We start from the raw sequence: 12,818 nt of genomic DNA, 5'->3' as shown, positions 1-12,818 counted from the left end.
TCCGAATCACTGATTTTAGGTTAATCGCGATTCACTGAGTTGTCCAGATCGTAAGCAAAATTTCATCGCGCGGGCTGCGCTTGCTCCACTGCGAAAGTGGACCGAACAGGCGCGATAGTTGCGTTCAGCCGCGCTAGTTATTCCTATCGCGGCTGCACGCAACTATCGCGGGGCTAGACCCTCATACGCGTCCAACAAGGTCGGCGACCGAGTCGACGACCACACTCGGCCGGAACGGAAACTGGCCAACTTCCTCGCGGGAGGTCGAGCCGGTCAGCACCAGGAAGGTGGTCAGCCCCGCTTCCATTCCGGCGATGATGTCCGTGTCCATGCGGTCACCGACCATCGCGGTGTGTTCCGAGTGCGCGCCAATCCGGTTGAGCGCGGACCGGAACATCATTGGATTGGGCTTCCCCACGAAGTACGGTTCACGCCCCGTCGCGGCGGTGATCAGCGCGGCCACCGCACCTGTCGCGGGCAGCGGACCCTCCGCGCTCGGACCTGTCGTATCGGGATTGGTGCAGATAAACCTCGCTCCCCCCTTGATGAGCCGGATCGCCTTGGTGATCGCCTCGAACGAGTACGTCCGGGTCTCGCCAAGCACCACGTATTCCGGGTCGCGGTCGGTCATCGTGTAGCCCTCTTCATAAAGGGCGGTGGTCAGCCCCGCTTCGCCCACCGCGAAGGCGCTGCCATTCGGGACTTGATCACTGAGGAACTTGGCAGTGGCGAGCGCGGACGTCCAGATCGACTTCTCATCGACGTCGAGACCCGAATTCGCGAGGCGGGCACGCAGGTCCCGCGGCGTATAGATGGAATTGTTCGTCAAGATCAGAAACGGTGTACCCGTGTCCCGGAGCCTGGCGATGAATTCGTTCGCGCCAGGTATCGCCCGCTCTTCATGGACCAGCACCCCGTCCATATCTGTCAGCCATGCTGCGATCGTCCGCTCCTCGGGCATTTTGTCTCCTTGGTCGGCTGCAGTTATCGCCTATGATCTCACCCCCGCTGCATTCCGTACGCGGTTAGACGAGGTATCCAGCAATTCCAACGTAGAGCATTCCTGCCAGGAAACTGCCGGCGATCGGGCCGGCGATCGGCACCCACGAGTAGGCCCAGTCCGCTCCACTTTTGCCGCGAATCGGCAGCAAGGCATAGGCGAGCCGCGGTCCCAGATCACGAGCCGGGTTGATCGCGTAACCGGTGGGTCCACCCAGACTCGCGCCGAGCCCGAGCACCACGAAAGCCACTGCGGCATAACCGAGACTATTTCCAGCGGGGTCTGACGCGGCCAATAGAATCCACAGCACGAGGACGAATGTCCCAATGACTTCGGTAACGGTATTCCACCCGTAGCTACGCACCGCGGGGCCGGTCGAAAAGATTCCTAGTGTCTTGCCAGGTTCCGGCTCGACATCGAAGTTCTTCTTAAACGCCAGCCAGCACAGCGTAGCGCCGATGAACGCGCCCACTAGCTGCGCGCAAACGTAAAACGGGACCAGGTCCCAGTTTGTCCGACCGGACACCGCAAGCCCGAAGGTCACGGCCGGGTTGATGTGCGCGCCCGACTTCCACGCCACCGACGCGCCCGCGAACACGGCCATCGCCCAACCGAGGTTGATGAGGAGCCAGCCGCCGCCAGCACCCTTGGAGTGCTTCAGCACAACAGTCGCAACGACACCCGTGCCGAGCAGGACTAGCAGTCCCGTGCCGAGAGCTTCGAAGATGAGAACTTGCGGAATCGTCAGGGAGTCCATTGAATTCGCCTCACTTTGTTGTCGCGACGCTGACTCGAACGTCTGGAGCACCCAGCCGAGCGGCGTCTGCGGTGTGGTCATCTGGCTGGCGCTGCGACTCAATCTCGGCGTCGACACGCGCTGTGTAGTGCTCAACTTCCCGCTTAGTGGCCACCTGATCCCAGCCCAGCCGTGACGCAACCAGTTCCGCTGCAGCATCGGCTGCAGCTTTGCCGCGGTCGGCCGTCTCGATGGACAGCCGTGTTCGGCGAGCGAGAATGTCGTCCAGGTGCAGCGCTCCCTCGAACTCCACCGCGTACACAATCTCGGCGCTGAGGTAACGCTCACCGCCAGGAAGCGGGTGCGCCAGTTCCGGGTTCTCCGCTATGAGTCCAAGGATTTCGATGACTGCGGAACCGTAGCGCCGAAGGAGATGTTCCATCCGCTCGACCGTGATGCCTGCCGACGCCGCGAGTCTGGCGCGGGCAGCCCACATTTGCTCAAAGTTTTCGGCACCTACGAGCGGCACCAACTCTGTGCGTGACGGTTCGACGGGCGTGCCGAAATCTGTTGTGGCAGCGTCGATGGCGTCCTTGGCCATCACACGATAAGTGGTGTATTTCCCGCCCGCCACAATCGTGAGCCCCGGCGATGGGCTCACGACCGCGTGCTCACGCGAGAGAGTGCTGCTGTCGTCTGACTCACCAGCGAGCAAAGGGCGCAGCCCGGCGAACACTCCGACGATGTCGTCGCGACTCAGAGGACGCTTCAGCAGCGAGTTGACCTCGCGGAGAATGTAATCTATGTCCTTGCTGCTCGCGGCTGGGTGCGCGAGGTCCAGGTTCCATGTGGTGTCGGTGGTGCCGATAATCCAGAAATCGTCGCTCCATGGACAGGGGATGATGAAAAGGAGGCTCTTCTCGGTCTCTGTGATGAGCCCGACGCCGGAAGGAATGCGGTCACGGGGCACCACGATGTGCACACCCTTCGACGCATGCACCTTGAGCTTGCCTTTGCCCCCGAGCATGTTCTGGATTTCGTCTGTCCAGGCACCTGCGGCGTTGACCACATGACGGGCTCGAATATCGATCAGGCTGCCGGTTTCGAGGTCGCAGACCTGAGCGCCAACGACCTTGCCTCCGTCGCGCAAGAACCCCACAACACGAGTGCTGTTCGCGCAGAGCGCGCCGTATGACGCTGCGGTTCGCGAGAGCATCATGGTGTGCCGGGCGTCGTCCAACTGTCCTTCATAGAAGAGAACGCCACCCTTGATCGCGCCTTCCTTGCCGCCGCGGAATAGTTTGAGCGTCTTCTTCTTTCCGAGGTGACGGTGGTGACCAGGCACTCCTTTTCCTGCACCGAGCATGTCGTAGACACCGATTCCTGCCCCGGCCCACAGACGATCGATTCCGGCGCGCTGCAGTGGGAACAAGAACGGAACGGGACGTGCGAGGTGTGGTGCCAGTGTGTGCAGGATGAGCGCTCGTTCACGGAGGGCTTCGAAGACTAGAGGAAACTCGAGCTGCTTGAGGTACCGCAGGCCACCATGCACGAGTTTCGAAGAGCGGCTCGACGTTCCGGATGCGTAGTCACGGGCTTCTACAAGCCCGACACGGAGGCCGCGTGATGCGGCATCGAGAGCTGCGCCAGCACCAACAACTCCGGCACCGATGACGAGAATGTCAAGTTCGCCCTCGGCCATGGCGCTGAGCGCCTGCGTACGATTTTCTGGACCAAGCGCGACTGGGGTAAGCATGGTGTTTCTCTTTCTTGTGTTGGGTACGGCGAGATTTCGGGCGGCGCTCACGCCACGTCAACCCAGTTGAAGGTTCGCTCGACGGCTTTCTGCCAGCGCCGATAGCCCACAGCTCGTTGCTCGTCGTTCCATTGGGGCTCCCAGCGGTTGTGCTCGTTCCAGTTCTGGCGCAACTCATCGGTGTCTTTCCAGAACTCGACCGCGAGGCCGGCGGCATAGGCGGCACCTAGGGCGGTTGTCTCCGCGACGACGGGGCGGCTCACCGGAACGCCGAGCACATCTGCCTGGATCTGCATGCAGAGCGAGTTTGCGGTGACCCCACCGTCGACCTTGAGCACCTCGAGTTGCACCCCCGAGTCCTTCGCCATCGCGTCAGCGACATCGCGGCTCTGGTAGCAGATCGATTCGAGGGTGGCACGGGCGATGTGTGCGTTGCTGTTGAACCGGGAGAGGCCAACGATCGCGCCGCGCGCATCGGAGCGCCAGTAGGGAGCGAACAGCCCCGAGAAGGCGGGCACGAAATAGACACCGCCATTGTCAGGCACCTCACGAGCCAGCGATTCACTCTGCGCGGCACCCTGGATGATGCCAAGTTGGTCCCGCAGCCATTGCACCGCAGAGCCCGTCACCGCGATAGATCCCTCGAGCGCGTATCGCGGCGCCTCCTCACCGAACTGGTAACACACAGTCGTCAGCAAACCGTTGTCCGAATGCACGAGTTCGGTGCCTGTGTTGAGGAGCAGGAAATTGCCGGTGCCGTACGTATTCTTCGCTTCTCCGGGCGCGAAACACACCTGACCGACCATCGCCGCGTGCTGGTCACCCAGTGCGGCAGTCAGCGGGACACGGCCGCCGAGCGGCCCGCTCTCCGTGGTGTGCCCGTAACCGCCGGATATGGATGACGGCTTTATCTCAGGCAGCATCACACGGGGAATCCCGAAGAACGACAACAGTTCATCGTCCCAGTCCAGGGTTTCGAGATTCATCAGCATGGTCCGGCTCGCGTTTGTCACGTCGGTGACATGAATTCCGCCGTGCGGTCCGCCCGTAAGGTTCCACAGCAGCCAGGTGTCTATCGTGCCGAAGAGGGCCTCACCGCGCTCCGCATCCGCCCGTACTCCTGCGACGTTGTCGAGAATCCACTGCGCTTTTCCGCCCGCAAAGTACGTGGCGGGCGGCAGGCCCGCTTTGCGACGGATGACGGCACCTTTGCCCTCACGCTCCAGCGCCGACGCGATGCGGTCGGTGCGCGTGTCCTGCCACACGATCGCGTTGTAGTAGGGCCGACCGGTTCTACGGTTCCACACGACGGTGGTTTCGCGCTGATTGGTGATACCGAGCGCCGCCAGGTCGCTGTAGCAAAGGCCTGCCCTGCCCAGCGCGGTTTGGACTACGGACGACGTCCGCTCCCAAATCTCAACCGGGTTGTGTTCCACCCAGCCCGGCTGCGGCATGATTTGCTCGTGCTCGAGCTGGTGGCGCACGATCTCCTGCCCATCGTGATCGAACACCATGAACCTTGTGCTGGTGGTGCCCTGGTCAACGGCACCGACGTAGTTCGCCACGCTTCCCCATTCCGATGTGATGTGTGTCTCAATTGGTCTCTGGAATGTAGAGCGCAAGGCCAGCTGCGGAAACTACAACTGTTCGGCATTGTCGAATGGTCTTTCATTCGACAATGCCGAACGTGAGACGGTAATGACATACGCCTTCGTCTTGTAGCCTTCAATACATGCCAGGGTTGGTGCAATCTGTTGAACGCGCCGCGGCGTTGCTGCGCTTGCTCGCCGCAGAGCGGGAACCTCTAGGCCTCAACCAGATCTGCGGCGCGCTCGGCATCGCGAAAGCAACAGCGCACGGGCTACTGAAAACGCTCATTCACGTCGGCTTTGTCGAACAACACCCGGAGTCAGGCAAGTATCGGCTGGCGCCCGACCCACTAACGCCAGAATCCGTCCTCTGGGATGTGAACGAGATCCGTTCCCGCTCCATGAACTGGGCTGACGCGCTGGCCGCGCGTACCGGTCAGACGACCCGCCTCGCCGCATTCAGAGATGGCCAGCTCGTGATCGTCCATCACGTATTCCGGACTGATTCGGCCCCGCAAACCAGCACCACCGGGGCGACACTGCCCCTGCACGCAACCGCGCTGGGAAAGGTCCTTCTCGCTCATGATGCTCGTGCCTCCCGGAGCCTGGGGGTGGAGCCTTTGCCTGCCATCGCATTCCGGACCATCACGGACCGCACTGCCCTCGCACGGGAACTCGCCCAGGTGCGCGACCTGGGCTGGGCGGCAGCAATTCAGGAACTGGCTCCTGATGCAGCGGCAATTGCTGCACCTATGCGGGACGAAGGGGGCGCTGTGATCGCTGCTATCGGCATCGAGGGGCCACTCGACGACATTTGCACAAACCGAGGGGCGCCACGGCCCGAACTGATCGAGCAGGTCACACGTGCTGCCCACAGCATCTCTCACGACTTCGGCCACGGACGGTCGCTATGACCGAGCACTACATCGCAGCTCTCGACCAGGGCACCACATCAACGCGGTGCATCGTTTTCGATCGGCACGGGAGGATGGTGTCCGTCGCGCAGCACGAACACCACCAGCACTTCCCTCAGCCCGGATGGGTCGAACATGATGCGGCTGAGATCTGGGCTGTGACCAGACGGATCATTCCTGAGGCGCTGCGAAAAGCGAAGATCAGCGCCAGGCAGATTGCAGCGCTCGGTATAGCAAACCAGCGCGAAACCACTGTGCTGTGGGACCGCACCACCGGCACGCCACTGCATCGTGCGATCGTGTGGCAGGACACCCGGACCTCGGGAATGATCTCGAATCTATCGTCCCACGTCGACCTTCAGGACATCACGCATCGCGCAGGGGCGCCGCTTTCCAACTACTTTTCGGGACCTCGCTTGAAGTGGCTCCTCGAATCGGACCCCCGCCTGCATGAGCGCGTCCTGGCTGGCGACGTCCTGTTCGGCACAATGGACAGCTGGCTTGTTTGGAACCTCACAGGCGGGCCGAACGGTGGCATCCACATGACTGATGCCACGAATGCGAGCCGCACGATGCTGATGAATCTCGAGACGCTCGAGTGGGATCCCGTTCTGCTCGGCGTCTTTGGCATCCCGCAGTCGGTACTGCCTGAGATCCGTCCATCGCTCGGCGCCGTCGGCATCACCGTCGACCCGGTACCAGGCATCCGCATCTGCAGTGTCATCGGCGACCAGCAGGCAGCACTGATCGGCCAAACAGCACTTCGTGCGGGAGAAGCGAAATGCACGTTTGGAACTGGCAGTTTTCTGCTCCTCAACACCGGCGCGGATCTCGTGCGCTCGCGCCGCGGACTCATCAGCACCGTTGCGTATACAGCCGAAGGCGAGCCGCCTGTATACGCCCTCGAAGGCGCCAACCCCGCCGCGGGGACGCTCGTCGACTGGTTCCGGGATCACATCGGCGCGATCCGCTCTTCAGCTGAGATCGAAACTCTCGCCTCCCAGGTTGACGATTGCGGGGGATGCTATGTCGTCCCCTCATTCTCTGGCCTCCTCGCACCCCACTGGGTCACCACCGCGCAAGGAATCGTGGTCGGATTAACCTCCTATGTCACACGCGCGCACCTTGCCCGGGCTGTATTGCAGGCCACCGCGTTCCAGACTCGTGACCTTGTGGAGGCAATGAACAGTGACGCGCGTGACGCCGGGACGCTCGCGCAGGCACGCTACCTCGCGGTCGATGGCGGTATGACAGCCAACAACCTCTTGATGCAGATGGTCGCCGACCTCACGAACGTCCCTGTCGTCCGTCCCATGATGGCGGAAACCGTCGCGCTCGGCGCCGCCTACAGCGCTGGTCTTGCTGCCGGATACTGGGCCGACAAAGCTGTGTTGCGGCGCAACTGGAAGAAGGCCGCAGAGTGGCAGCCGCATATGAAGCCCGATACCCGTGACGGCGAGGTCATTCGGTGGACTCACGCAGTCAGGCTGGCCGCTGAATGGGGACGACTCACCGCCACGTGAACGTTAGGCCCGCGAAGTGGTGCATACAATGGCAAGATTCGTCTATGCAGCCGGACGTGAAACCAGCGCGATCGTGGTACTTGCTCGCGCTAGCGATCCTGATCGCTAGTCTCGCGCTGGCCGGTTTTTTCGTATGGCGGATCATCGACACCTTTCCCGGCCCGGTCGCCGAGGCACGAGCAGGGACCTCTCTCACGGCGGACCTCGACCGCGAGGGACTCACGGTTTTCACGAACCGGCCGGTTTCCTCAGTCGATTGCACCGTGCTGAACAACCGTGGCACGCAGGTCCCGCTCAGGCGACCTGGCGGCACTGAGGAAATCTCAGTCGGGAGCACTACCTGGTTCGTCGCACTGCGTTCTGAGGAGCCGGTCCGCCCGGGCCGATTCGACGTAACGTGCGAGTCCGGTGACGCTCCACTTGTTTACGCCGTTGGACCACACAGTTCGGTCTTCGGCTTCGTTGGATTGGTGTTCGCCGCCATCGGCGCGGTCTTCGCGGGGATTGCAGGCGCGGGCATTACCGCTGCCATTGTCTGGGCGAGGCGCCGCAAGTTTCTTCGAGAACACCAGCCGCCACCGTTCGGATACCCGCCGGCGCCGCCCTATCAGTGACTACATGCGGAAGACGCCGTACGAGACCGGTTCAAGCGGCGCGTTGGCGCAGGCGCTGAGAGCGAGACCCAGAACCGTGCGGGTGTCTGCAGGATCGATGATGCCATCGTCCCACAGCCGTGCAGTCGAGTAATACGGATTGCCCTGGCGTTCATACTGGTCCCGGACCGGGGCTTTGAACGCTTCCTCATCTTCGGCGGTCCACTCCTTGCCCTGAGCTTCGAGTTGGTCGCGCCTGACGGTCGCGAGGACAGACGAAGCCTGTTCCCCACCCATCACGGAGATCCGCGCGTTGGGCCACATCCACAGGAATCGGGGCGAGTAGGCGCGCCCACACATCGAGTAGTTGCCCGCACCGTACGAACCGCCGATGACGACGGTGAGCTTCGGGACCCGCGCGCACGCGACCGCTGTCACCATTTTCGCACCGTTCTTCGCGATGCCACCGGCCTCGTAGTCGCGGCCCACCATGAACCCCGTGATGTTCTGCAGGAACAGCAGCGGGATCTTCCGTTTGTCGCACAGCTCGATAAAGTGCGCACCTTTCAGTGCTGACTCGCTGAAGAGCACTCCGTTGTTCGCGATAATGCCAACCGGGTGGCCGTGGATTCGCGCAAAAGTCGTGACGAGAGTCTTGCCGTACTCCGCCTTGAACTCCTGGTGCTTACCGCCGTCAACGACCCGTTCGATGACGTCCCGGACGTCGTACGGGATACGCGGGTCGGTTGGGACTAGGTCGTACAGTTCCGTCTGGTCACGTTCCGGGCCGGACGGAGGCTTGACGTCCCACGGCGGCTCGGTGCGAGGGCCGAAGGTCGAGACGATGTTCCGGACGATCCTGAGTGCATCTTGATCATCCTCCGCAAGGTGATCAGTCACGCCAGAAACCTTCGAATGCAGGTCACCGCCGCCGAGATCTTCCGCGGAAACAACTTCCCCCGTCGCGGCTTTCACTAGCGGCGGACCGCCAAGGAAGATGGTTCCCTGATTCCGGACGATGACGGCCTCATCACTCATAGCTGGCACGTAGGCGCCGCCAGCCGTGCACGAGCCCATGACAGCCGCAATCTGCGGAATGCCGCGCGCGCTCATGTTCGCCTGGTTGTAGAAGATGCGACCGAAATGCTCCCGGTCGGGGAACACCTCATCCTGTTCGGGCAGGAAGGCGCCGCCAGAGTCAACGAGGTAAATGCAGGGCAGGTGGTTCTGCAGCGCCACTTCCTGCGCACGCAGGTGCTTCTTCACGCTGATCGGGTAGTACGTGCCGCCTTTAACCGTTGCGTCGTTGGCGAGAATCACGCATTCACGTCCAGCGACCCTGCCTATGCCGCCGATAACTCCAGCGCCGGGGGCTTCGTCGTTGTACATCCCGTTGGCCGCGAGTGGCGCTAGCTCCAGGAAGGGACTGCCGTGGTCGAGCAGCCGATTCACGCGCTCCCGCGGAAGAAGCTTCCCGCGGGCTACGTGTTTTTCCCTGGCCCGCTCGCTGCCGCCGAGCGCGGTTTGAGCAAGTTTGTCACGCAACTCAGCGACGATCCGCTGGTGTTCTGCACGGTTGGCTGCCCGGTCGAAGGCCATCTCCACTCTCCGAACTGAGTTAATGATGAATAACTGAGTTGAGAGTAGCGCCCGAGCGAGCCGTTGTCTAGATCACAGGCCAACCCACTGTCCGCCCAACCATGGTGTGACACACATAACACCTGGACTAGACGTCGCGCCCCCGCTTTGAGGCCGACGCCCGCCCGGCACTCGCGCCCCCCGCGTCGGCGTCGGCCGTTCGCATGACTCAAATCCGCTGGCAGACGACCGTTTTCTCCTAGTTGCGCAGATTGGCTATTGTTTATTACACCCTGAAACAACGGGCTTCCAGAATGGCTCAGGGGCTATCACAAACCCGTCACAATGCGTCACTTATCCACACCTGAACGTTGAATAAGTACTACTTAATAGAAGCTGTAACATTCCTCGTTCAACCGCCGATATCCCAGTTGCCGGTGTGCGCCGCGTGGAGACCGACCTCCCCGCTAAGAAAAATGTGACACACTGCAGACAACTGATCTCGCTTCATTCTTAGGAGGATCATCGTGGGACGTCTCCACAAAATCGCAATCGCATCCGTAGCTTCTGCTGCGCTGATGATTCCATTCGCCGGCACCGCCGCGGCACAGCCTAGCGGAGGCATTGGGGGCGACCTCAACCTCGGCGCTGGCAGCCTCGACCTCGGCGCCGGCGCCGACCTCGGTGCATTCTTCGGCTTTGGCGGCGGCGGCGGCATGGGTGACCTGAACCTCGATCTCGCTTTCCCCGGCATTGACTTCAATGTTGAGGGCAACGCCGGTGCTGACTTCGCAGCATGGGTCGAGCGCGAATGGCAGCTGTGGCTCGAGGCCAACTTCGGCGGCCAGGGTGGCACCGGCAACGGTGGCGCACAGGCGAACTTCGATTTCCAGGCCGAATGGGACCGCTTCTGGGCACAGGCTCAGGCCGACTGGGAAGCCTTCCTCGCTGCACAGGGTGGCGGCGGCGTTAACGTCGAGTTCCAGGGCCCCCAGTTCCCTGAGTTCAACTTCGACCTCGGTGCAGGCGGCGGCTTCAACCTCGGCGACTTCGGTCTCGGCGGCGGCGTCGACGGCGGACTGAACGTTGGCGATCTCCTCGGCCTCAACCTCGGCGGCGGCGCGAACTTCGGTTCCTAATTAGACGCTCAGGCACCAGCCTGAATCTAATTCGAACAGCAGAAAGGGCTGGACAACTGTCCAGCCCTTTCCTGCTGTCTCTATTTCACGTCCGGACCGTGAGAGCAATTCGCAAACCGTACGCGTTAATCAATTCTCAGCCTCAACCCGCATTGCTCGCTGCACACCACGCCTCCCCGTCGTAGCCGCAATTAACTCCGCAGCAATAGCGACTGAAACCTCCTGCGGCGAACGCCCGCCAAGTGGAAGTCCCACCGGCATCGATACGCGGTCGACGCGGTCAAGCGGTATTCCGAGTTCTTTCAGCGCCTGTTTACGTTCTCGTGCCGTGGCAGTGGATCCAAGCGCCCCGATAAATGCTGGGGAGCACTCGCCGCGCAGCGCGGCAGCAATAACCGCGGTGTCAAACCGTCCCGAGTGCGTCATCGCGAGTATCACCGTCCGCTCATCCAGACCCTCTGCCGCCAATTGGTTCCGCATGTACGTAGCGGGGTCCTCGATCACGACCTCGCTTGCTGCAGAGAACCGGGCGGGCTCCATGAATGCTCCCCGCGAATCGCACACACTGACCTTGTAGCCAAGCATCGTTCCCATGTCGCACATCGCCGCGACAAACGGGGACATCCCGAAAATCAGCATCCTCGGGCGCGGGGGAAGGACAATCACGAAAGCCTCCGAGGCCCCCACATTCCAGAGTTCCGCGGACTCCGCCGCAGAACTCGCTGACGCCATAACGCGGTGTAATGCGGATATATCCCCGCAGGCCTCGCCGTCGATTAGCCACTGCCGCAGACCCACTCGGCCTGGATCGTCGCTCCGCGTTATCACTGCACTGCAGACGGCCTTATCCGCCAGCACAGCTGCGCTCGCTCTTCTGAAAAGACGCAGCTTCTCGCCACATATACGCTCCACAAACACCCGGATTTCGCCTCCGCAGGTCAGCGCGATATTCCCGAAGTCACCCGAGGGGCTATATCTGGTGAGCTGCGCGATTCCCGTAACGAGCACCTCCTCAGCCCGCGCATGGACATCGGCGTCGACACAGCCGCCCGACACGCCTCCTAAGACCTGCCCCTCCCTGGTCACAGCCATCGAACTGCCCACCGGCAACGGGACGGAGCCCGACGCCGCGACGACAGTCGCAAGCGCGAATTCAGCCCCGGTTTCCGCTTCGGCAGCAAGCCATGTGAGCACCCCGCGCATCGCGTCCCCCATCCAACGAATCCTGCCATCTCGAAAATATCCTTGAACAGCGGAAAGCGCACCTGCAGCTCCATCGAAGCTGCCACCTCAGCCGAATATCGGTTAATCTTTATTCACCAAAAAGGTGCCGAGGGGTTTCGCGAGCGAGGTGATCAGGATGGATGCGCGCGCCACTGCGCAGGAAGCAGCGCCTACCCGCCGCAGCCAAATGAAGGCGGACCGCCGGAGGCAACTTCTCTCCGCAGCCGCCAAACTCATTGCTGAACGCGGCTACAACGGAGTGCGGCTCGAGGACATCGGTGCTGAGGTCGGCATCAGCGGCCCGGCGATCTACCGCCATTTTCCGAACAAGGAAGCCCTCCTCGTTGAACTGTTGACGGGCGTCAGCGATCACCTCCTTTACGGGGGAACCGAGGTTGCTGACAACGCGTCCGATGCACAAGCGGCCCTCGCGGGCCTGATCGAATTCCACCTGGACTTCGCGATTAACCAGTCCGACCTCATCCGGGTCCAGGACCGCGACCTGCACAGCTTGCCGCGCGAGGCCCAGCATCAGGTCCGAATGATGCAGCGGCGCTACGTGGAACGCTGGGTGCAGGTCCTCATGGAACTCAATCAAGATCTTGACGCGGTCAGCGCACGCACCAAGGCCCACGCGGTATTCGGGCTCATCAACTCCACCCCGCACAGTGCCCGGGCACCGGCCGCACGCACGCGAGAGCTACTGCGCAACATGGCTAAAGCGGCACTCGCTTCCTAGCCGCGATGAAACCCCGCTCTCCCCAGG

General features: G+C 62.1%; 11 protein-coding genes. 5 read left to right on the top strand and 6 right to left on the bottom strand.

Translation table 11 applies throughout. The annotated features are described in order from the left end of the window. Window positions 1-181: 181 nt before the first annotated feature. The 4 genes from FHU29_RS13780 to glpK (FHU29_RS13765) form a co-directional block, all read right to left on the bottom strand. On the bottom strand, window positions 182-961 hold the full coding sequence (locus tag FHU29_RS13780; protein ID WP_064438570.1) for an HAD-IIA family hydrolase: 780 nt from the start codon (window positions 959-961) through the stop codon (window positions 182-184). A 64-nt stretch (window positions 962-1,025) separates the two neighbouring features. Continuing rightward, a complete protein-coding gene (locus tag FHU29_RS13775) occupies window positions 1,026-1,748 on the bottom strand; it encodes an MIP/aquaporin family protein (RefSeq protein ID WP_198156505.1) in 723 nt (240 codons plus the stop codon). A 19-nt stretch (window positions 1,749-1,767) separates the two neighbouring features. Beyond that, window positions 1,768-3,492 (bottom strand): glycerol-3-phosphate dehydrogenase/oxidase, encoded by a 1,725-nt coding sequence (locus FHU29_RS13770; RefSeq protein ID WP_064438572.1) that lies wholly within the window; start codon window positions 3,490-3,492, stop codon window positions 1,768-1,770. Between the two features lie 47 nt (window positions 3,493-3,539). Next, entirely contained in the window at window positions 3,540-5,057 is a 1,518-nt protein-coding gene (gene glpK / locus FHU29_RS13765; RefSeq protein WP_064438573.1) for a glycerol kinase GlpK, read from the bottom strand. Window positions 5,058-5,224: 167 nt separating this feature from the next. On the opposite strand from glpK (FHU29_RS13765), the gene FHU29_RS13760 reads away from it, so the two are divergent. The 3 genes from FHU29_RS13760 to FHU29_RS13750 are packed head-to-tail and all read left to right on the top strand — an operon-like array spanning window position 5,225 to window position 8,132. Then, complete coding sequence (locus FHU29_RS13760) at window positions 5,225-5,995, top strand: IclR family transcriptional regulator (RefSeq protein WP_064438574.1); 771 nt, start codon at window positions 5,225-5,227, stop codon at window positions 5,993-5,995. Further along, on the top strand, window positions 5,992-7,518 hold the full coding sequence (glpK, locus tag FHU29_RS13755) for a glycerol kinase GlpK (protein ID WP_064438575.1): 1,527 nt from the start codon (window positions 5,992-5,994) through the stop codon (window positions 7,516-7,518). The genes FHU29_RS13760 and glpK (FHU29_RS13755) overlap by 4 nt, the downstream gene beginning before the upstream one ends. A 56-nt stretch (window positions 7,519-7,574) precedes the next feature. Next, window positions 7,575-8,132 (top strand): hypothetical protein, encoded by a 558-nt coding sequence (locus FHU29_RS13750; protein ID WP_157094872.1) that lies wholly within the window; start codon window positions 7,575-7,577, stop codon window positions 8,130-8,132. Here FHU29_RS13750 and FHU29_RS13745 read toward each other — a convergent pair whose 3' ends face one another. Continuing rightward, window positions 8,133-9,710, bottom strand: a complete 1,578-nt coding sequence (locus FHU29_RS13745) for a carboxyl transferase domain-containing protein (RefSeq protein ID WP_064438577.1) — start codon at window positions 9,708-9,710, stop codon at window positions 8,133-8,135. A 506-nt stretch (window positions 9,711-10,216) separates the two neighbouring features. Between FHU29_RS13745 and FHU29_RS13740 the strand changes: the two genes are divergently transcribed. Then, entirely contained in the window at window positions 10,217-10,828 is a 612-nt protein-coding gene (locus tag FHU29_RS13740; protein ID WP_064438578.1) for a hypothetical protein, read from the top strand. A 129-nt stretch (window positions 10,829-10,957) separates the two neighbouring features. Here FHU29_RS13740 and FHU29_RS13735 read toward each other — a convergent pair whose 3' ends face one another. Beyond that, window positions 10,958-12,043: an XdhC family protein gene (locus FHU29_RS13735; RefSeq protein ID WP_064438579.1), complete on the bottom strand. Its 1,086-nt coding sequence runs from the start codon at window positions 12,041-12,043 to the stop codon at window positions 10,958-10,960. 145 nt (window positions 12,044-12,188) lie between these two features. Here FHU29_RS13735 and FHU29_RS13730 point away from each other — a divergent pair, with 145 nt between their 5' ends. Beyond that, window positions 12,189-12,791, top strand: coding sequence for an SACE_7040 family transcriptional regulator (locus FHU29_RS13730; RefSeq protein WP_064438580.1), 603 nt, complete (start codon window positions 12,189-12,191; stop codon window positions 12,789-12,791). Window positions 12,792-12,818 lie beyond the last annotated feature (27 nt).

Source organism: Hoyosella altamirensis, assembly GCF_014191505.1.
Lineage (GTDB): Bacteria > Actinomycetota > Actinomycetes > Mycobacteriales > Mycobacteriaceae > Hoyosella > Hoyosella altamirensis.
The sequence above is the reverse complement of the archived record's forward strand: the minus strand, read 5'-3'. Positions and strand labels throughout refer to the sequence as shown.

Bases quoted from the DNA above. Each gene is read 5' to 3' on its own strand.
- FHU29_RS13735 (WP_064438579.1), bottom strand. From the start codon at position 12,043: ATGGGGGACGCGATGCGCGGGGTGCTCACATGGCTTGCTGCCGAAGCG.
- FHU29_RS13760 (WP_064438574.1), top strand. From the start codon at position 5,225: ATGCCAGGGTTGGTGCAATCTGTTGAACGCGCCGCGGCGTTGCTGCGC.
- glpK (WP_064438575.1), top strand. From the start codon at position 5,992: ATGACCGAGCACTACATCGCAGCTCTCGACCAGGGCACCACATCAACG.
- FHU29_RS13770 (WP_064438572.1), bottom strand. From the start codon at position 3,492: ATGCTTACCCCAGTCGCGCTTGGTCCAGAAAATCGTACGCAGGCGCTC.
- FHU29_RS13745 (WP_064438577.1), bottom strand. From the start codon at position 9,710: ATGGCCTTCGACCGGGCAGCCAACCGTGCAGAACACCAGCGGATCGTC.
- FHU29_RS13730 (WP_064438580.1), top strand. From the start codon at position 12,189: ATGGATGCGCGCGCCACTGCGCAGGAAGCAGCGCCTACCCGCCGCAGC.
- FHU29_RS13780 (WP_064438570.1), bottom strand. From the start codon at position 961: ATGCCCGAGGAGCGGACGATCGCAGCATGGCTGACAGATATGGACGGG.